15 protein-coding genes, 1 tRNA gene, 3 rRNA genes and 1 riboswitch are annotated in these 19,904 nt (G+C 59.2%); of the genes, 9 read left to right on the top strand and 10 right to left on the bottom strand.

Annotation, left to right across the window (positions count from 1 at the left end; genetic code table 11):
* Window positions 1–83: 83 nt before the first annotated feature.
* The 4 genes from rrf to V8N38_RS01285 all read right to left on the bottom strand — a co-directional run bounded on the left by rrf (window position 84) and on the right by V8N38_RS01285 (window position 5,203).
* Window positions 84–199, bottom strand: a 5S ribosomal RNA gene (gene rrf, locus V8N38_RS01300).
* Between the two features lie 105 nt (window positions 200–304).
* Window positions 305–3,211, bottom strand: a 23S ribosomal RNA gene (locus tag V8N38_RS01295).
* A 234-nt stretch (window positions 3,212–3,445) separates the two neighbouring features.
* A tRNA-Glu gene (locus V8N38_RS01290) sits at window positions 3,446–3,521 on the bottom strand.
* A gap of 140 nt (window positions 3,522–3,661) precedes the next feature.
* Window positions 3,662–5,203 (bottom strand): 16S ribosomal RNA (locus tag V8N38_RS01285).
* Together the 16S, 23S and 5S rRNA genes with 1 tRNA gene alongside form the textbook arrangement of a ribosomal RNA operon.
* A gap of 635 nt (window positions 5,204–5,838) precedes the next feature.
* Between V8N38_RS01285 and purH the strand changes: the two genes are divergently transcribed.
* Entirely contained in the window at window positions 5,839–7,428 is a 1,590-nt protein-coding gene (gene purH, locus V8N38_RS01280; RefSeq protein ID WP_087762900.1) for a bifunctional phosphoribosylaminoimidazolecarboxamide formyltransferase/IMP cyclohydrolase, read from the top strand.
* 48 nt (window positions 7,429–7,476) lie between these two features.
* Window positions 7,477–8,760: a phosphoribosylamine--glycine ligase gene (purD, locus tag V8N38_RS01275; RefSeq protein WP_147840458.1), complete on the top strand. Its 1,284-nt coding sequence runs from the start codon at window positions 7,477–7,479 to the stop codon at window positions 8,758–8,760.
* 49 nt (window positions 8,761–8,809) lie between these two features.
* Here purD and V8N38_RS01270 read toward each other — a convergent pair whose 3' ends face one another.
* From V8N38_RS01270 to nudC, 6 genes are all read right to left on the bottom strand, one after another.
* Window positions 8,810–9,481, bottom strand: coding sequence for a DUF1481 domain-containing protein (locus V8N38_RS01270; protein ID WP_084826978.1), 672 nt, complete (start codon window positions 9,479–9,481; stop codon window positions 8,810–8,812).
* A gap of 36 nt (window positions 9,482–9,517) precedes the next feature.
* Complete coding sequence (hupA, locus tag V8N38_RS01265) at window positions 9,518–9,790, bottom strand: nucleoid-associated protein HU-alpha (RefSeq protein ID WP_004929874.1); 273 nt, start codon at window positions 9,788–9,790, stop codon at window positions 9,518–9,520.
* A 189-nt stretch (window positions 9,791–9,979) separates the two neighbouring features.
* Entirely contained in the window at window positions 9,980–10,570 is a 591-nt protein-coding gene (locus V8N38_RS01260) for a YjaG family protein (protein WP_147840459.1), read from the bottom strand.
* Window positions 10,571–10,618: 48 nt separating this feature from the next.
* Complete coding sequence (nfi, locus tag V8N38_RS01255) at window positions 10,619–11,305, bottom strand: deoxyribonuclease V (RefSeq protein WP_038872943.1); 687 nt, start codon at window positions 11,303–11,305, stop codon at window positions 10,619–10,621.
* 9 nt (window positions 11,306–11,314) lie between these two features.
* Entirely contained in the window at window positions 11,315–12,379 is a 1,065-nt protein-coding gene (hemE, locus tag V8N38_RS01250; protein WP_033636735.1) for a uroporphyrinogen decarboxylase, read from the bottom strand.
* Between the two features lie 38 nt (window positions 12,380–12,417).
* A complete protein-coding gene (gene nudC, locus V8N38_RS01245; protein WP_060425367.1) occupies window positions 12,418–13,185 on the bottom strand; it encodes an NAD(+) diphosphatase in 768 nt (255 codons plus the stop codon).
* A 101-nt stretch (window positions 13,186–13,286) separates the two neighbouring features.
* On the opposite strand from nudC, the gene V8N38_RS01240 reads away from it, so the two are divergent.
* The 7 genes from V8N38_RS01240 to thiH all read left to right on the top strand — a co-directional run bounded on the left by V8N38_RS01240 (window position 13,287) and on the right by thiH (window position 19,508).
* Window positions 13,287–13,790, top strand: coding sequence for an Rsd/AlgQ family anti-sigma factor (locus V8N38_RS01240; RefSeq protein ID WP_048232444.1), 504 nt, complete (start codon window positions 13,287–13,289; stop codon window positions 13,788–13,790).
* Window positions 13,791–13,829: 39 nt separating this feature from the next.
* Window positions 13,830–13,954, top strand: a riboswitch (TPP riboswitch).
* A 114-nt stretch (window positions 13,955–14,068) separates the two neighbouring features.
* The gene (gene thiC / locus V8N38_RS01235) at window positions 14,069–16,012 is read left to right on the top strand and encodes a phosphomethylpyrimidine synthase ThiC (protein WP_147840460.1); all 1,944 of its coding nucleotides are present in this window, start codon (window positions 14,069–14,071) and stop codon (window positions 16,010–16,012) included.
* Window positions 16,005–16,655, top strand: coding sequence for a thiamine phosphate synthase (thiE, locus tag V8N38_RS01230; RefSeq protein WP_049273209.1), 651 nt, complete (start codon window positions 16,005–16,007; stop codon window positions 16,653–16,655). The genes thiC and thiE overlap by 8 nt, the downstream gene beginning before the upstream one ends.
* Window positions 16,648–17,397 carry a HesA/MoeB/ThiF family protein gene (locus V8N38_RS01225; protein ID WP_049202137.1) on the top strand — a complete coding sequence of 250 codons (750 nt, stop codon included), beginning with the start codon at window positions 16,648–16,650 and terminating at the stop codon, window positions 17,395–17,397. The genes thiE and V8N38_RS01225 overlap by 8 nt, the downstream gene beginning before the upstream one ends.
* A complete protein-coding gene (thiS, locus tag V8N38_RS01220; RefSeq protein WP_016929423.1) occupies window positions 17,394–17,594 on the top strand; it encodes a sulfur carrier protein ThiS in 201 nt (66 codons plus the stop codon). Before V8N38_RS01225 ends, thiS begins: the two co-directional genes overlap by 4 nt.
* 1 nt (window position 17,595) lies before the next feature.
* Window positions 17,596–18,375 (top strand): thiazole synthase, encoded by a 780-nt coding sequence (locus V8N38_RS01215; RefSeq protein WP_060442885.1) that lies wholly within the window; start codon window positions 17,596–17,598, stop codon window positions 18,373–18,375.
* Window positions 18,375–19,508: a 2-iminoacetate synthase ThiH gene (thiH, locus tag V8N38_RS01210; protein ID WP_147840461.1), complete on the top strand. Its 1,134-nt coding sequence runs from the start codon at window positions 18,375–18,377 to the stop codon at window positions 19,506–19,508. Before V8N38_RS01215 ends, thiH begins: the two co-directional genes overlap by 1 nt.
* Window positions 19,509–19,904: the final 396 nt, after the last annotated feature.

The raw sequence follows: 19,904 nt of genomic DNA, 5'->3' as shown, positions 1-19,904 counted from the left end.
GCGCAGCGTAGCTGCGCTTTTTTGCATTTTACGCATAGCAAAAAGCCCTGAACTGATGTTCAGGGCTTTCGGCTTTGTTTGATGCCTGGCAGTGTCCTACTCTCGCATGGGGAGACCCCACACTACCATCGGCGCTACGGCGTTTCACTTCTGAGTTCGGCATGGGGTCAGGTGGGACCACCGCGCTATTGCCGCCAGGCAAATTCGTTTTATTCCAACCGCGCCACTCTCGTGTCGCCATCAGAACCAATCTGTAAACAAGCTGAATATTGTCTCGGTCTCACCAAAACACCTTCGGTGTTGTAAGGTTAAGCCTCACGGATCATTAGTACTGGTTAGCTCAATGCATCGCTGCACTTACACACCCAGCCTATCAACGTCTTAGTCTTAAACGTTCCTTCAGGGGCCTTAAAGGCCCAGGGAAGACTCATCTTGAGGCAAGTTTCGCGCTTAGATGCTTTCAGCGCTTATCTTTTCCGCACTTAGCTACCGGGCAATGCCATTGGCATGACAACCCGAACACCAGTGGTGCGTTCACTCCGGTCCTCTCGTACTAGGAGCAACCCCTCTCAATCTTCCAACGCCCACGGCAGATAGGGACCGAACTGTCTCACGACGTTCTAAACCCAGCTCGCGTACCACTTTAAATGGCGAACAGCCATACCCTTGGGACCTACTTCAGCCCCAGGATGTGATGAGCCGACATCGAGGTGCCAAACACCGCCGTCGATATGAACTCTTGGGCGGTATCAGCCTGTTATCCCCGGAGTACCTTTTATCCGTTGAGCGATGGCCCTTCCATTCAGAACCACCGGATCACTAAGACCTACTTTCGTACCTGCTCGAGCCGTCACTCTCGCAGTCAAGCTAGCTTATGCCTTTGCACTAACCTCACGATGTCCGACCGTGATTAGCTAACCTTCGTGCTCCTCCGTTACTCTTTGGGAGGAGACCGCCCCAGTCAAACTACCCACCAGACACTGTCCTCACCCCAGATTATGGGGCCGAGTTAGAACATCAAACATTAAAGGGTGGTATTTCAAGGATGGCTCCACGCAGACTGGCGTCCACGCTTCAAAGCCTCCCACCTATCCTACACATCAAGGCTCAATGTTCAGTGTCAAGCTATAGTAAAGGTTCACGGGGTCTTTCCGTCTTGCCGCGGGTACACTGCATCTTCACAGCGAGTTCAATTTCACTGAGTCTCGGGTGGAGACAGCCTGGCCATCATTACGCCATTCGTGCAGGTCGGAACTTACCCGACAAGGAATTTCGCTACCTTAGGACCGTTATAGTTACGGCCGCCGTTTACTGGGGCTTCGATCAAGAGCTTCGCCTTGCGGCTGACCCCATCAATTAACCTTCCAGCACCGGGCAGGCGTCACACCGTATACGTCCACTTTCGTGTTTGCACAGTGCTGTGTTTTTATTAAACAGTTGCAGCCAGCTGGTATCTTCGACTGGCTTCAGCTCCATCCGCGAAGGACTTCACCTACATGCCAGCGTGCCTTCTCCCGAAGTTACGGCACCATTTTGCCTAGTTCCTTCACCCGAGTTCTCTCAAGCGCCTTGGTATTCTCTACCTGACCACCTGTGTCGGTTTGGGGTACGATTTAATGTTACCTAGAGCTTAGAGGCTTTTCCTGGAAGCAGGGCATCAACTACTTCTGCACCGTAGTGCATCGTCATCACGCCTCAGGGTTAGTATGCAACCGGATTTACCAGGTCACACCCCCTACACGCTTAAACCGGGACAACCGTCGCCCGGCTAGCCTAGCCTTCTCCGTCCCCCCTTCGCAGTAACACCAAGTACAGGAATATTAACCTGTTTCCCATCGACTACGCTTTTCAGCCTCGCCTTAGGGGTCGACTCACCCTGCCCCGATTAACGTTGGACAGGAACCCTTGGTCTTCCGGCGAGCGGGCTTTTCACCCGCTTTATCGTTACTTATGTCAGCATTCGCACTTCTGATACCTCCAGCAACCCTCACAGGCCACCTTCAACGGCTTACAGAACGCTCCCCTACCCAACAACGCTAAGCGTCGCTGCCGCAGCTTCGGTGCATGGTTTAGCCCCGTTACATCTTCCGCGCAGGCCGACTCGACCAGTGAGCTATTACGCTTTCTTTAAATGATGGCTGCTTCTAAGCCAACATCCTGGCTGTCTATGCCTTCCCACATCGTTTCCCACTTAACCATGACTTTGGGACCTTAGCTGGCGGTCTGGGTTGTTTCCCTCTTCACGACGGACGTTAGCACCCGCCGTGTGTCTCCCGTGATAACATTCTTCGGTATTCGGAGTTTGCATCGGTTTGGTAAGCCGGGATGGCCCCCTAGCCGAAACAGTGCTCTACCCCCGAAGATGAGTTCACGAGGCGCTACCTAAATAGCTTTCGGGGAGAACCAGCTATCTCCCGGTTTGATTGGCCTTTCACCCCCAGCCACAAGTCATCCGCTAATTTTTCAACATTAGTCGGTTCGGTCCTCCAGTTAGTGTTACCCAACCTTCAACCTGCCCATGGCTAGATCACCGGGTTTCGGGTCTATACCTTGCAACTAATCGCCCAGTTAAGACTCGGTTTCCCTACGGCTCCCCTATACGGTTAACCTTGCTACAAAATATAAGTCGCTGACCCATTATACAAAAGGTACGCAGTCACACCACGAAGGTGCTCCCACTGCTTGTACGTACACGGTTTCAGGTTCTATTTCACTCCCCTCGCCGGGGTTCTTTTCGCCTTTCCCTCACGGTACTGGTTCACTATCGGTCAGTCAGGAGTATTTAGCCTTGGAGGATGGTCCCCCCATATTCAGACAGGATGTCACGTGTCCCGCCCTACTCATCGAACTCACGACCTGTGCATTTTAGTGTACGGGGCTATCACCCTTTGCTGCGCGACTTTCCAGACGCTTCCACTAACACACAAGCCGATTCAGGTTCTGGGCTCCTCCCCGTTCGCTCGCCGCTACTGGGGGAATCTCGGTTGATTTCTTTTCCTCGGGGTACTTAGATGTTTCAGTTCCCCCGGTTCGCCTCATGCCACTATGTATTCATGACATGATAGTGTGTCGAAACACACTGGGTTTCCCCATTCGGGTATCGCCGGTTATAACGGTTCATATCACCTTACCGACGCTTTTCGCAGATTAGCACGCCCTTCATCGCCTCTGACTGCCTAGGCATCCACCGTGTACGCTTAGTCACTTAACCTCACAACCCGAAGATGTTTCCATCGTTCTTGCTGCAAACATTTGAGAGACTCTATGACAGGTTACTCTTTATCCCAGTACATCTACGGAGGGATAAATTTCAGCCGTCATGTTTCAATTTTCAGCTTGTTCCAGATTGTTAAAGAGCAATATCTTAAACATGACTCGCAAGTCATCTTTAAGATTTTTTCGGTTATCGCTAACCGGTGATAATGTCTTTCACTCATTATCGGAATGGCGTCCCCAAGGGGATTCGAACCCCTGTTACAGCCGTGAAAGGGCAGTGTCCTAGGCCTCTAGACGATGGGGACACGAAAATCCGATTAAACTGAATAACTTAATCGGTTCGTATCAGCATGAATAACTCATGGCATCAACAGGTAGCGCTTTGCTCGTTACTTTTTCATCAGACAATCTGTGTGAGCACGCCACTCGAACTAATATCTTTAGGTAAGGAGGTGATCCAACCGCAGGTTCCCCTACGGTTACCTTGTTACGACTTCACCCCAGTCATGAATCACAAAGTGGTAAGCGCCCTCCCGAAGGTTAAGCTACCTACTTCTTTTGCAACCCACTCCCATGGTGTGACGGGCGGTGTGTACAAGGCCCGGGAACGTATTCACCGTAGCATTCTGATCTACGATTACTAGCGATTCCGACTTCATGGAGTCGAGTTGCAGACTCCAATCCGGACTACGACATACTTTATGAGGTCCGCTTGCTCTCGCGAGGTCGCTTCTCTTTGTATATGCCATTGTAGCACGTGTGTAGCCCTACTCGTAAGGGCCATGATGACTTGACGTCATCCCCACCTTCCTCCAGTTTATCACTGGCAGTCTCCTTTGAGTTCCCGGCCGAACCGCTGGCAACAAAGGATAAGGGTTGCGCTCGTTGCGGGACTTAACCCAACATTTCACAACACGAGCTGACGACAGCCATGCAGCACCTGTCTCAGAGTTCCCGAAGGCACCAATCCATCTCTGGAAAGTTCTCTGGATGTCAAGAGTAGGTAAGGTTCTTCGCGTTGCATCGAATTAAACCACATGCTCCACCGCTTGTGCGGGCCCCCGTCAATTCATTTGAGTTTTAACCTTGCGGCCGTACTCCCCAGGCGGTCGATTTAACGCGTTAGCTCCGGAAGCCACGCCTCAAGGGCACAACCTCCAAATCGACATCGTTTACAGCGTGGACTACCAGGGTATCTAATCCTGTTTGCTCCCCACGCTTTCGCACCTGAGCGTCAGTCTTCGTCCAGGGGGCCGCCTTCGCCACCGGTATTCCTCCAGATCTCTACGCATTTCACCGCTACACCTGGAATTCTACCCCCCTCTACGAGACTCTAGCTTGCCAGTTTCAAATGCAGTTCCCAGGTTGAGCCCGGGGATTTCACATCTGACTTAACAAACCGCCTGCGTGCGCTTTACGCCCAGTAATTCCGATTAACGCTTGCACCCTCCGTATTACCGCGGCTGCTGGCACGGAGTTAGCCGGTGCTTCTTCTGCGAGTAACGTCAATTGATGAGCGTATTAAGCTCACCACCTTCCTCCTCGCTGAAAGTGCTTTACAACCCGAAGGCCTTCTTCACACACGCGGCATGGCTGCATCAGGCTTGCGCCCATTGTGCAATATTCCCCACTGCTGCCTCCCGTAGGAGTCTGGACCGTGTCTCAGTTCCAGTGTGGCTGGTCATCCTCTCAGACCAGCTAGGGATCGTCGCCTAGGTGAGCCATTACCCCACCTACTAGCTAATCCCATCTGGGCACATCTGATGGCAAGAGGCCCGAAGGTCCCCCTCTTTGGTCTTGCGACGTTATGCGGTATTAGCTACCGTTTCCAGTAGTTATCCCCCTCCATCAGGCAGTTTCCCAGACATTACTCACCCGTCCGCCGCTCGTCACCCAGGGAGCAAGCTCCCTTGTGCTACCGCTCGACTTGCATGTGTTAAGCCTGCCGCCAGCGTTCAATCTGAGCCATGATCAAACTCTTCAATTAAAAGCTTGATTTGCTTCCACTCGAGAAGCGATGCTCAAAGATTTACTGCATGAATTTTACTTCAGTTAGTCACTCTTCAAGACTTGATATTTTTTTGCATCCGAAGATGCTGGATATCGTCTTGTGGAGTGCCCACACAGATTGTCTGATAAATTGTTAAAGAGCAGTGAGTTAGGCGCTTTCGCTTGCTAACTCGAGGTGGCGTATATTACGCCTTCCTCTTTCAGAGTCAACCCTAATTTTCAGGATTTTTTCTCTTTCTTCCCGGCCGCTGTGTGAAGTGAATCACTTGCGCCGTGTCGATGGAGGCGCATTATAGGGAGTTCTTCGCAGGCCGCAACAGGTATTTTCAGCAAAAACGATCGTTCGCTGCATTCCACAGCAAAACCCCGCCTTATACCCACTTGCACACAGTGTTATCCACAGATGCGATTTGCACGGAAAATTTACGAGCGCCACGCAAACGTTTTCGCTACAATTCCCCGCGACGAAACGATCCCCCTTTTTATGGGGGCGTTACCTGAATATGTGCCTGACCCTCCCTTTATAAGGCAAAAAACCTTCTTTATAGAGAGAACGAGGTGGACATTCACGTAACGCTCTTTAATTGCGACTCAAAGCCAAGGGATAAAACCATGCAACAACCTCGTCCAATCCGCCGGGCCCTGCTCAGCGTGTCTGACAAAGCCGGTATCGTTGAATTCGCCGAAGCGCTTTCCCAGCGCGGCGTTGAACTGCTCTCCACCGGCGGTACCGCCCGCCTGCTGGCAGACGCCGGTCTGCCCGTTACCGAAGTATCCGACTACACCGGCTTCCCGGAAATGATGGACGGACGAGTTAAGACCCTGCACCCGAAAGTTCACGGCGGTATCCTCGGCCGCCGCGGCCAGGACGACGCCGTCATGAATCAGCATGACATCAAGCCTATCGACATGGTGGTCGTCAATCTGTATCCGTTCGCCCAAACCGTGGCGCGCCCGGATTGCTCGCTGGAAGACGCGGTCGAGAATATCGATATCGGTGGCCCGACCATGGTGCGCTCCGCCGCCAAGAACCATAAAGACGTTGCCATCGTAGTGAAGAGCAGCGACTACGCCGCCATCATTACCGAGATGGACAACAATGACGGCTCGCTGCGCTATGCCACCCGCTTCGATCTCGCCATCAAGGCCTTCGAGCACACCGCCGCCTACGACAGCATGATCGCCAACTACTTCGGCACGCTGGTGCCGGCGTACCACGGCGAGACCGAACAGCCGTCCGGCCGCTTCCCGCGTACCCTGAATCTCAACTACATCAAGAAGCAGGATATGCGCTACGGTGAGAACAGCCACCAGCAGGCCGCCTTCTATATAGAAGAAGAGGTAAAGGAAGCGTCCGTCGCGACCGCCGAGCAGCTGCAGGGCAAGGCGCTGTCTTATAACAACATCGCCGATACCGACGCCGCGCTGGAATGCGTGAAAGAGTTCGCCGAGCCGGCCTGCGTGATCGTCAAACACGCTAACCCTTGCGGCGTAGCGATCGGCGACGACATTCTGGCCGCCTACGAGCGCGCTTACCAAACCGACCCGACCTCCGCCTTTGGCGGCATCATCGCCTTTAACCGCGAGCTGGATGCCGCCACCGCGCAGGCGATCATCAGCCGCCAGTTCGTGGAAGTGATCATCGCGCCAAACGTCACCCAGGAAGCGCGCTCCCTGCTGGCCGCCAAGCAGAACGTGCGCGTGCTGGCCTGCGGCCAGTGGCAGCAACGCGTGGCGGGGCTGGACTTCAAGCGCGTCAACGGCGGCCTGCTGGTGCAGGATCGCGATCTGGGCATGGTGACCGCCGCCGATCTGCGTGTGGTATCCGAGCGCCAGCCGACCGAACAGGAACTGCGTGACGCGCTGTTCTGCTGGAAAGTGGCCAAGTTCGTAAAATCCAACGCCATCGTTTATGCACGTGACAACATGACCATCGGCATAGGCGCCGGCCAGATGAGCCGCGTTTACTCCGCCAAGATCGCCGGCATCAAAGCGGGCGATGAAGGGCTGGAAGTGAAAGGGTCCGCCATGGCCTCCGACGCCTTCTTCCCGTTCCGCGACGGCATCGACGCCGCGGCGGCGGTCGGCATTACCTGCGTGATCCAGCCGGGCGGCTCTATCCGCGACGATGAAGTGATCGCCGCCGCCAACGAACACGGCATCGCCATGATCTTTACCGACATGCGTCACTTCCGCCATTAATTCCTTTTGCCGCGTGCGCTCCGGCGCACGCCATTCGTGGAGCCCCTGATGAACATTTTGATTATCGGCAATGGCGGGCGCGAGCACGCGCTGGCCTGGAAAGCCGCCCAGTCTCCGCTGGCGGACAAAGTCTACGTTGCGCCTGGCAATGCCGGCACCGCGCTGGAAGCCAATCTGGAAAACGTGGCGATCGCCGCCACCGACATCTCTGCTCTGGTCGCTTTCGCCCAGAGCCATGACATCGGTCTGACCATCGTCGGGCCGGAGGCGCCGCTGGTGATCGGCGTGGTCGACGCCTTCCAGGCCGCCGGCCTGAAAATCTTCGGCCCGTCGCAGGCCGCCGCGCAGCTCGAAGGCTCCAAAGCCTTCACCAAGGATTTCCTGGCGCGCCACCGCATCCCGACCGCCGAATATGAAAACTTCACCGAGGTGGAGCCGGCACTGGCCTATGTGCGCCGCAAAGGCGCACCGATCGTCATCAAAGCCGATGGCCTGGCGGCCGGTAAAGGCGTAATCGTCGCGATGACGCTGCAGGAAGCGGAAGAAGCCGTGCGTGACATGCTGGCCGGCAACGCCTTCGGCGACGCCGGTCATCGCATCGTGGTGGAAGAGTTCCTCGACGGCGAAGAAGCCAGCTTCATCGTGATGGTCGACGGCGAGAACGTGGTGCCGATGGCCACCAGCCAGGACCACAAACGCGTCGGCGACGGCGATACCGGCCCGAACACCGGCGGCATGGGGGCCTACTCCCCGGCGCCGGTCGTGACCGACGAAATCCACCGGCGCGCCATGGACCAGGTGATCTGGCCGACGGTGCGCGGCATGGCGGCGGAAGGCAACACCTACGTCGGCTTCCTGTACGCCGGCCTGATGATCGCCGCCGATGGCCAACCGAAAGTGATCGAGTTCAACTGTCGTTTTGGCGATCCCGAAACCCAGCCCATCATGCTGCGCCTGCGTTCCGATCTGGTGGAACTGTGCCTGGCGGGCGCGGAAGGCCGCCTGAACGAGAAAAGCTCCGACTGGGACGAACGCCCTGCGCTCGGCGTAGTGCTGGCGGCCGGCGGTTATCCGGGCGACTATCGCAACGGCGAAGTTATCCAGGGATTGCCGCAGCAGGAAAGCGCCGACGGTAAGGTCTTCCATGCCGGCACACGCCTGCAGGGCAATGACGTCGTCACCAGCGGCGGCCGCGTGCTGTGCGTAACCGCGCTGGGCGACACCGTGGCGCAGGCGCAGCAACGTGCCTACCAGCTGGCCGAAGGCATTGAGTGGCCGGGCAGCTTCTGCCGCAAAGACATCGGTTATCGCGCGATTGCGCGCGGCAAGTGATTTGACCGTATAAGGTCATGACGAGAGGCTCCGCAGCGCGGGGCCTTTTTTATAGCTGGTCTTCTTTCGGTTCCCAGCTGCAGAAGTCGTCGTTCGCCACCAGCAGCAGTTCGCTGCCTTCGGGCGCTTCCAGCCAGGCAACGCTCACCGGCCGGCTGCTGCTGCGGGCACGCTTCTCGATCCAGACGATGGAGGCGGCATCCAGCCCCGGTTTCATGCGTTGGCCGTCGCAGGTTTGCACCTCGCCCTGCATCCAATGCCCCTGCAGCAATTTCACCTTGCCGGCGCGCAGCGCATTGCTCACTTCGAGGATCCGCCGCGCCTGATATTGGTACAGGGCGATTTCATCGCGGGTCAGCGGTTCGCGGCGTGTCGCCAGCTGGCGCTGCATAAAGCTCACCGTGCCGTCGTCGGCAAAGCGCAGTTGAATAGAGTCGCGATCGCCATCGGCGTCGTTACGTTTGATTTGGCGCAGCACGTCGCCCTGATAGGTGTATAGCGTGGTGATGGTACCCGGACCGCGGTAAGGGCTGTAGACACTGACCAACACCTGCGGACGATGTTGCTCATCGTCTTTACGCCACAGGCGTATCACGCCCTGATCGGCCACAAAGCCGCTGGCGGTAAAGCTGGGAATATCGGAATGGGAACTGCAAGCGCTCAGGCCGACGGCGATGCCAACGGCCATGAGCGCCCGACGAGTAAACAAAAGGGGCGCCATCGCCCCTCTGTTTAATCTTTTCACCGAGGCGCGGTCTTATTTAACAGCGTCTTTCAGTGCTTTGCCAGAAACGAACGCAGGCACGTTGGCTGCTGCGATTTTGATTTCTTTGCCAGTCTGCGGGTTGCGGCCAGTGCGCTCGCTACGATGGTTTACTTTGAAAGTACCGAAGCCAACCAATTGTACTGCATCACCTTCTTTCAGAGACTCAGTAATAGCAGCCAGGGTGGATTCCAGAGCCAGTTTAGCTTGTGCTTTGGAAAGGTCAGCCTTGTCCGCGATTACATCAATCAGTTGAGTCTTGTTCATAAGTTATCCTTACAGTGTGTTTATCGTTTGCAAAGCATCGAGTGCGACGGATATGCCGATTGACAGCACTCTCCTGCATACACGCACCGATAGCCACTTTTTTTACGCCCCCCAAATGTAGACCAGACAGGGTGCGGATGTGAAGCCTTAAGGCATGACAAATCAGGCGTTAAATCACGTTTTGTTGCCTTATTGCGCTAAATTTATCCCGATGTTGCTGACACCCGCCTCTCGCAGGTCGGATCGCAGCCCCTTGATCAGGTCTATATTGCGCTCTTCACAGGCGTCCAACAGGCGGAAAATTTCCCATTGAATGTCCCATTCTTCCTCTACCGCAGGCAAACTTTCCAACTCTTCGTCGGTCATTTCCTTACCGGCTTGGGTCATTTCCAACATCGCCACGGTGCGAATCGATGTTTCGCTGATGGCGATGGCGTGCTCCAGCGTCTCCCCGCCGAGCCGCGAATGGATCAGTTCCCCTAATGCGATACAGGCATCAATTGCCGGGTAAACGCCGTAAAGATCGTAATCTTCCGCCGACGGAATCGCCTCTTCCAACTTCTCGAGCTGGCTGTCGAAGTTGACCTTGGCATCCTTCACTACCAGCGTTTCCCACACCAAATCCAGAATGCGGCGATAAACCGCCGGATCGCCGAACTCGGTCTGTTTGCAGAACATCTGGTAATTCGGGTACATACGCTCGCACAAACTGGCCATAAAGGTCAAATGTTGCCAGGCCTCGAGCCGTTCCAGGCGTAAATGAATCGGGTTACGTAGCATGCTTTACTCTCTTACGCGTTATCTGCGGCGCAGTGTACCCGAAATCGCTCATGGCGACACCTCCGGATGCTGCTGCAACCACCGCTGAAACGCCGGACGACGCGATGCGATGGCGTCGGCCCAACGGGTCGGCTCCGGTAAACGGTAGCCCGCCATACAGCGTTGCACCCACGCCAGCGCGCTGTCGGCGCCCACGCGATGCCCGGTAGAGATGAACAGCGGGTTGCAACGCGCCTTGCTGCGCCACACCCAGCCCAGCTGTTCACCCTTATCTTCCAACGGCGCCAGCGCGCCGACGGCGGCGTCCAGCGGCGCAAATTTGCCGCACAGGCGCTTCTTGGCCACGCCGATGGTCGGCACATCGACCAGCAGACCGAAATGGCTGGCGACGCCGAGACGCCGCGGATGCGAAATGCCATGCCCATCGACGAAGATCAGCCCCGGTTTCTGCTGCAGCTGCCCCCAGGCGGCCAACAGCGCCGGATATTCGCGAAACGACAGGAAGCCCGGGATGTAGGGCATGACGGTGGCGATGCGCGCCACCTGATACTCCACCAGCTCCAGCGACGGATAGCGCAGGATGGCGATGGCAGCGCGTGTCACCGCCCCCTCTTGTTCGAAGCCCACGTCGGCACCGGCGATGAAGGCCGGCGGTTCGGCCGGCAGATCGTCGTAGCGAATGACTTCAGCCGCGCGCCGCAGCTGTTCGGCGCGCAGGGCCGCCATATCGGTCACATCGGATCCTTAACGGTGGTATTTCGCCGAGTGCGCGTGTACCGCCTCGACGAAGGCGCCGGCGTGCTCCGGCGGCACATCCTGATGGATGCCGTGGCCCAGGTTGAACACATGGCCGTTGCCGTGGCCGAAACCGGCCAGAATGGTCTCCACTTCTTCCGCGATGCGCGCCGGGGAGGCATACAGCATCGACGGATCCATATTGCCCTGCAGCGCCACTTTGTCGCCCACGCGCCGACGCGCGTCGGCGATGTCGGTGGTCCAATCCAGCCCCAGCGCATCGCAGCCGGTGGCGGCCATCGCCTCCAGCCACTGCCCGCCGCCTTTGGTGAACAGCGTCACCGGCACGCGGCGACCGTCGTTTTCACGCAGCAGCCCGTCGACGATCTTGTGCATGTAGTGCAAAGAGAACTCGCGATAATCGCGCCCGGTCAGTACGCCGCCCCAGGTGTCGAACACCATCACCGACTGCGCGCCGGCTTTAATCTGGGCATTGAGGTACAGGATCACGCTGTCCGCCAGCTTGTCCAGCAACAGGTGCAGCGTAGCCGGTTCGGCATACATCATCTTCTTCAGCTTGGTGAAGGCTTTGCTGCTGCCGCCTTCGACCATATAAGTCGCCAGCGTCCACGGGCTGCCGGAGAAGCCGATCAGCGGCACTTCGCCCTTCAGCTCGCGGCGAATGGTGCGCACCGCGTTCATCACATAGCCCAACTCCACTTCCGGATCGAACACCGGCAGCTTGTCGACGTCGGCGCGGCAGGTCACGGGGGAGCTGAAACGCGGGCCTTCGCCGGCTTCAAAGTACAGGCCGAGCCCCATGGCGTCGGGAATGGTGAGAATGTCGGAGAACAGGATGGCGGCGTCCAGCGCATAGCGGCGCAGCGGCTGCAGCGTGACCTCGCAGGCCAGCTCCGCGTTCTTGCACAGCGACATGAAATCACCGGCCTGGGCGCGGGTCGCCTTGTACTCCGGTAAATAACGACCGGCCTGGCGCATCATCCATACGGGGGTCACATCCACCGGCTGGCGCAACAGCGCTCGCAGGTAGCGATCGTTCTTCAACTCAGTCATTTATGGGGCTCCCTTAATAATCTGCCGGCCATTGTACATTATTCTGCCCGGCACAGCGCCACGGTGTCCTCAATCAACCGGCGCGCCACGGTGCCGGGTGGCGGCAACAGCGGCAGCTGGTCGTAGCGATACCAGCCGGCGTTGAGCAGCTCCTTGGGATCGTGGCGAATGTCACCCTGATGGTAATCGGCCATAAAGGCCATCATCAGCGAGTGTGGGAACGGCCAGGGTTGTGAAGTGACGTAGCGCAGGTTCTTGATTTCAATATTGCTCTCTTCCATCACTTCGCGCGCCACCGCCTGCTCCAGCGTTTCGCCCACTTCGACGAAGCCGGCCAGCACCGTGTGGATACCACCGCGATGGCGCACGTGTTGCGCCAGCAGGATCTGATCGTCGCGCCGAATGGCGACGATCACGCAGGGTGCAATCTGCGGGTAGTATCGCTCTTTGCAATGGCCGCACAGACAGGCGCTTTCGGTGCGGCTGAGGTGCATTTCATGGCCGCAATAGCCGCAGTAGCGATGAGAGCGGTAGAAATCCGCCAGCTGCACGCCGCGCCCGGCAAGCTGGAACAGACCGCGATCCTGATCCAACAGCTGACGCACCGATCCCATCTCCCGCGGCATCGCCTGGCGCACCAGCCAGACCGGCGCGCCCTCCCATTCACCGATGGTGCGCGCCATGTGGCCCCGCAGCCCAAGAGCGGCGGCCGTCCCCGACGGCAATTCACCGTTCGGTAACCAAAGTTTGCTTTCATGGCTGACAATCCACCAGCCGTTTTCATTGCCCGTTAATGCAAGTTCCATATCGTTGTTGCACAACCTCAGCTTCACTGGCACTCTACAAATCGGCTTTGTTACATTTTAATAACTTACCGGTTACTTTTATTACTTACACGGAGTCAAACATGCTCAACCGTTTGGAAAGGCTGACTCAGCGCGTTGGCGGTAGTAATGAATTAGTTGATCAATGGCTTCAGGCCCGCAAACAGTTGCTGGTCGCCTACTGCACGCTGGTAGGCCTCAAACCGAATAAAGAAAAGCATACGCCGCTGAATGAAAAAGCGCTGGAGAACTTTTGCCACAACCTGGTGGATTACCTCTCCGCAGGGCATTTTCATATCTATGACAGAATTATCAAACAAGTGGAAGGCGCAGCCAGTCCGAAAATGTCGCTGGCGGTGAACATCTACCCCAAGCTGTGGGCCAATACCGAACAGATCATGGCGTTCCACGATCGCTATACCGAAGTGGATATCGATCAGGAGGTTTGTCTGGAATTCCACCAGGCCTTGTCGGATATCGGCGAAACGCTGGCGGCGCGCTTTGCGCTGGAAGATAAGCTGATCCAGCTGGAAGCGGAGGCCGCGCAGCAACCGCTGCCGGACCAGGCGCTGGATCCCGCACGTTAAAATTTTATAGTTTTTTTTCTTATCCCTCCTATACTGGGGGGCATCTTGTCGGAGTGCCTAGCGCCTGATTTGTTCATCGAATCAGCCAGGCTGAGACCGTTAATTCGGGATCCGCGGAACCTGATCGGGTTAATACCCGCGAAGGGAACAAGAGTAATCTATCGCCACAGGCACGGCCTTCCCCTTGCGGGCGCCCTGCCTTATCGGCCACCATCATTACTCCCTCCGAGCTCCAGACAAGCAACTTTCCCAACCCAACACACTGGTAGGAACTTGCTATGTCTAACGTTAATCCACCGCGCGCCCGTAAAGCGCAACGCGAAGCCGCCCAGCAGTTTATCGACACCCTGCAAGGCATGGCTTTCCCGAACTCACGCCGCATCTATCTCCAGGGCTCGCGCAGCGATATCCAGGTGCCGATGCGCGAAATTCAGCTCAGCCCGACCCTGCTCGGCGGCAGCAAAGACAACCCACAGTATGAACCCAACGAGGCGATCCCGGTGTATGACACCGCCGGCCCCTACGGCGATCCGCAGGCCGAGCTCGACGTGCACGCCGGCCTGGCCAAGCTGCGCGCCGGCTGGATCGACGCGCGCGGCGATACCGCCACCCTAAGCGGCGCCAGTTCCGGCTTTACCCAACAGCGGCTGGCGGACGAGGGGCTGGATCACCTGCGCTTCGAACATCTGCCGCTGCCGCGCAGGGCGCTGCCGGGCAAATGCGTGACCCAGCTGCACTATGCCCGCGCCGGTATCGTCACCCCAGAGATGGAGTTCATCGCCATCCGTGAAAACATGGGGCGCGAGCGCATTCGCGGCGAGGTGCTGCGCCACCAGCATCCGGGCCAAAGCTGGGGCGCCAACCTGCCGGACAACATCACGCCGGAGTTCGTGCGTCGGGAAGTGGCCGCCGGCCGCGCCATCATTCCCGCCAACATCAACCATCCGGAGGCGGAGCCGATGATCATCGGCCGCAATTTCCTGGTGAAGGTGAACGCCAATATCGGCAACTCGGCGGTCACGTCGTCGATCGAAGAAGAAGTGGAGAAGCTGGTGTGGTCCACCCGCTGGGGCGCGGACACCGTGATGGATCTCTCTACCGGCCGCTATATTCACGAAACCCGCGAGTGGATCCTGCGCAACAGCCCGGTGCCCATCGGCACCGTGCCGATCTACCAGGCGCTGGAGAAGGTCAACGGCGTGGCGGAAAACCTCACCTGGGCGATGTTCCGCGATACGCTGCTGGAACAGGCGGAGCAAGGGGTCGACTACTTCACCATCCACGCCGGCGTGCTGCTGCGCTACGTACCGATGACCGCCAAACGCCTGACCGGCATCGTGTCGCGCGGTGGCTCAATCATGGCCAAATGGTGTCTGTCGCACCATCAGGAAAACTTCCTCTATCAGCATTTCCGTGAAATCTGCGAGATCTGCGCCGCCTACGACGTTTCGCTGTCACTCGGCGACGGCCTGCGCCCCGGCTCGATTCAGGACGCCAACGACGAAGCCCAGTTCGCCGAGCTGCATACGCTGGGCGAGCTGACCAAAATCGCCTGGGAATACGACGTGCAGGTGATGATCGAAGGCCCGGGCCACGTGCCGATGCAGATGATCCGCCGCAACATGACCGAAGAGCTGGAACACTGCCACGAAGCGCCGTTCTACACCCTCGGCCCGCTGACCACCGATATCGCCCCGGGCTATGACCATTTCACCTCCGGCATCGGCGCGGCAATGATCGGCTGGTTCGGCTGCGCCATGCTGTGTTACGTCACGCCGAAAGAGCACCTCGGCCTGCCGAACAAAGAAGACGTCAAGCAGGGCCTGATCACCTACAAGATCGCCGCTCACGCCGCCGATCTGGCCAAAGGCCATCCGGGCGCGCAGATCCGTGATAACGCCATGTCCAAGGCACGTTTCGAATTCCGCTGGGAAGATCAGTTCAATCTGGCGCTCGATCCGGCCACCGCGCGCGCCTATCACGACGAAACCCTGCCGCAGGAATCCGGCAAGGTCGCCCACTTCTGCTCGATGTGCGGGCCGAAATTCTGCTCGATGAAGATTTCGCAGGAGGTGCGCGACTACGCCGCCGCCCAGGAAGCCGCCAAGCCGATCGAAGTGCAGCTGACCGGCATGGAGAAAATGTCCGCCGAGTTCCGCGCCCGCGGCAGCGAGCTGTATCACAGCGCCGGCACCCTGCAAGAGGAGACAAACAATGACTGATATCACGACCCCCTTCCCGGCTACGCCCCACAAACTGGGGCTTTACCCGGTCGTCGACAGCGTGGAATGGATCGCTCGTCTGCTGGAGGCCGGCGTCACCACGATCCAGCTGCGCATCAAGGATCTGCCGGATGAGCAGGTCGAAGAGGATATCGCTGCCGCCATCGCGCTGGGCCAGCGTTATCAGGCGCGGCTGTTCATCAACGACTATTGGCGGCTGGCGATCAAGCACGGCGCCTACGGCGTACATCTGGGCCAGGAAGATCTCGATACCACCGATCTGGCGGCCATTCACCGCGCCGGGCTGCGGCTGGGCGTGTCCACCCATGACGACGCGGAGCTGGCGCGCGCGCTGGCGGTGAAACCGTCCTACATCGCGCTGGGGCACATCTTCCCCACCCAAACCAAAGACATGCCTTCGGCGCCGCAGGGGCTGACGGAGTTGAAACGCCACATCGCCGGCCTGGCGGATTACCCGACGGTGGCGATCGGCGGGATCAGCATCGATCGCGTACCGGCGGTGCTGGCGTGCGGCGTCGGCAGCGTGGCGGTGGTCAGCGCCATCACCCAGGCGCCGGACTGGCGTGCGGCGACGGCCGAGCTGCTGCGGCTGATCGAAGGCGAGGATCCGAACGATGCTTAACGATCAGGAATTCCTGCGCTACAGCCGCCAGCTGCTGCTGGAGGACGTCGGCCCGGAAGGCCAGGAGAGGCTCAAGCGCGCCACGGTGCTGATCGTCGGTTTGGGCGGGCTCGGTTCCCCGGCTTCGCTGTATCTGGCCGCCGCCGGCGTCGGCACGCTGCTGTTGGCCGACGACGACCAGCTGCACATCACCAACCTGCAGCGGCAGATCCTCTACCGCAGCGCCGATACCGCCACCGGCAAGGCGGCGCTGGCGCAACGCCATCTGCAGGCGCTGAACCCGTTGGTGGAATCTATCCCGCTGGCGCAGCGGCTGCAGGGGCAAGCGCTGCGCGACGCGGTCGCCCGCGCCGATCTGGTGCTGGACTGCTGCGACAATATGGCGACCCGTCATGAGGTCAATGCCGCCTGCATCGCTGCCGCCAAGCCGCTGATCAGCGGCAGCGCGGTCGGTTTCAGCGGCCAGCTGCTGGTGCTCGAGCCGCCCTATGCGCACGGCTGCTACGCCTGCCTGTACCCGGATCAGGAAGAGCCGCAGCGCAACTGCCGCACCGCCGGGGTGCTCGGCCCGGTGGTGGGCGTGATCGGTACTCTGCAAGCGCTGGAGGCCATCAAAATGTTGGCCGGCATGCCTTCCTCCCTCAGCGGTAAACTGCGGCTGTTCGACGGCAAGCAGCAGAGCTGGAGCACGCTGCAACTGAGCCAGGCCCGCGCCTGCCCGGTATGCGGAGGCGCGGCATGAAGATCCGTCTGAACGACCAACCGCTGGAGCTGGCGCAGCCGCTCAGCGTCGCCGCCCTGCTGACCCAGTTGGAACGCCACCAGCCGGGCACCGCGCTGGCGATCAATCAAACCATCATCCCGCGCGCCGACTGGGCCGACCATCAGGTGCAGGACGGTGACGACATTTTGCTGTTTCAAGCGATCGCCGGAGGCTGACATGCTGAAAATCGCCGATACCACTTTTACCTCGCGCCTGTTCACCGGCACCGGCAAGTTCGCCACCCCGGCGTTAATGCTGGAGGCGCTGGCGGCCTCCGGCTCACAGCTGGTGACCATGGCCATGAAGCGCGTCGATCTGCGCGGCGGCAACGACGCCATTTTGGCGCCGCTGCAGCAGTTGGGCGCCCGGCTGCTGCCCAACACCTCCGGCGCCAAAACCGCCGCCGAAGCGGTGTTCGCCGCCCGGCTGGCGCGTGAAGCGCTCGGCACCCACTGGGTGAAGCTGGAGATCCATCCCGATGTGAAATACCTGCTGCCGGATCCGATAGAAACGCTTAAGGCGGCGGAAACGCTGGTGAAAGACGGTTTTGTGGTGCTGCCCTACTGCGGCGCCGATCCGGTGCTGTGCAAACGGCTGGAAGAGGTGGGTTGCGCGGCGGTGATGCCGCTCGGCGCCCCTATCGGCTCCAACCGCGGTCTGCGCACCCGTGACTTCCTCGAGATCATCATCGAGCAGGCCAAGGTGCCGGTGGTGGTCGACGCCGGCATCGGCGCGCCGAGCCACGCGCTGGAAGCGATGGAACTGGGCGCCGACGCGGTGCTGGTGAATACCGCCATCGCCGTGGCGCGCGACCCAGTGCAAATGGCGCGGGCGTTTCGCCTGGCGCTGGAGGCCGGCGAGCTGGCGCGCAGCGCCGGATTGGGCGCTAGCCAGCGCGGTGCAGCCGCCTCCAGCCCGCTGACCGCCTTCCTCAGCCAGCCAGAGGAGGCACAGTGATGGGCGACGATTTCAGTAGCCGCTGGCAACAGCTGGATTGGGACGACATTACGCTGCGCATCAACGGCAAAACCGCACGCGACGTGGAACGCGCGTTGAACGCCGACAAACTGACGCGTGACGACTTTATGGCGCTGATCTCCCCAGCCGCCGCGCCGTATCTGGAACCGCTGGCGCAGCGCGCGCAGCAGCTGACCCGTCAGCGCTTCGGCAACGTCGTCAGCTTCTATGTGCCGCTGTACCTCTCTAACCTGTGTGCCAACGACTGTACCTATTGCGGTTTTTCGATGAGCAACCGCATCAAGCGCAAAACGCTCGATGCGGCGGAGATCGCACGCGAGTGCGAAGCCATCAAGGCGCTGGGGTTCGAACACCTGTTGCTGGTCACCGGCGAGCATCAGACCAAGGTCGGCATGGACTATTTCCGTCAGCACATCCCGGCAATCCGCCGCCACTTCAGCTCGCTGATGATGGAAGTGCAGCCGCTGGCGCAGGACGAGTACGCCGAACTGAAAACGCTGGGCCTGGACGGCGTGCTGGTCTATCAGGAAACCTACCATCCGGCCACCTATCTGCAGCACCATTTGCGCGGCCAGAAGCAGGATTTCCATTGGCGTCTGGCCACGCCGGATCGCCTGGGGCGCGCCGGGATCGACAAGATCGGCCTCGGCGCGTTGATCGGCCTATCCAACAGTTGGCGCACCGACTGCTACCTGCTGGCGGAACATCTGTTCTACCTGCAGCAAGCCTACTGGCAGAGCCGCTACTCGATCTCGTTCCCGCGTCTGCGCCCCTGCGCCGGCGGCATTGAGCCGGCGTCGATCATGAGCGAGCCTCAGCTGGTGCAGCTGATCTGCGCCTTCCGGCTGTTCGCGCCGGACGTTGAGCTGTCGCTGTCTACGCGTGAGTCGCCGTACTTCCGCGATCATATGATCCCGGTGGCGATCAACAGCGTCAGCGCCGGATCCAAGACGCAGCCCGGCGGCTATGCCGACGACGTACCGCCGGAATTGGAACAGTTCGAGCCGCACGACGGCCGCACGCCGCAGCAGGTCGCCGAGGCTATCAGCAATGCCGGGCTGCAGCCGGTGTGGAAAGACTGGGACGATTATCTGGGACGCAGCGCGCAATAAGCGGCAACGTTTACCGCCGCGTGAAGAAAACGCTGGAACGGCCGCGCAATGCCGAACGGTGGCGCTGGTGCCGGCAGACCCGCCGGCTATAGTGACCTTGCCGACCGCCAAACCCGGCGCCGGCCGGGGCCGTCTCCCTCTCGATGGCCCCGCCTTATCCCATCCCGGATCGCGCCGGAGATTCTCTTGCGCGACGCCGGGCCCTCGCCTGCGGCAACGCGCATATGGCGTATCGCGGCCTGTAAGGGCGTACGGACAGGTTGTCTTGTCGGCTAAAGGACTGTGGCCTAGCGGTGCTCGGCACTCACTCAGCGGTGAGACTCATAGGACGCTGTTGCGGCAGAAAAGTGGGGAAAGAGGAAAAAAGAAGGTACAGCGACGAAGAGAGGTTCGAGT

It is taken from the genome of Serratia nevei (genome assembly GCF_037948395.1).
GTDB lineage: Bacteria > Pseudomonadota > Gammaproteobacteria > Enterobacterales > Enterobacteriaceae > Serratia > Serratia nevei.
Note: the sequence above shows the minus strand (reverse complement) of the source record. Positions and strands in the feature narration are given on the sequence as shown.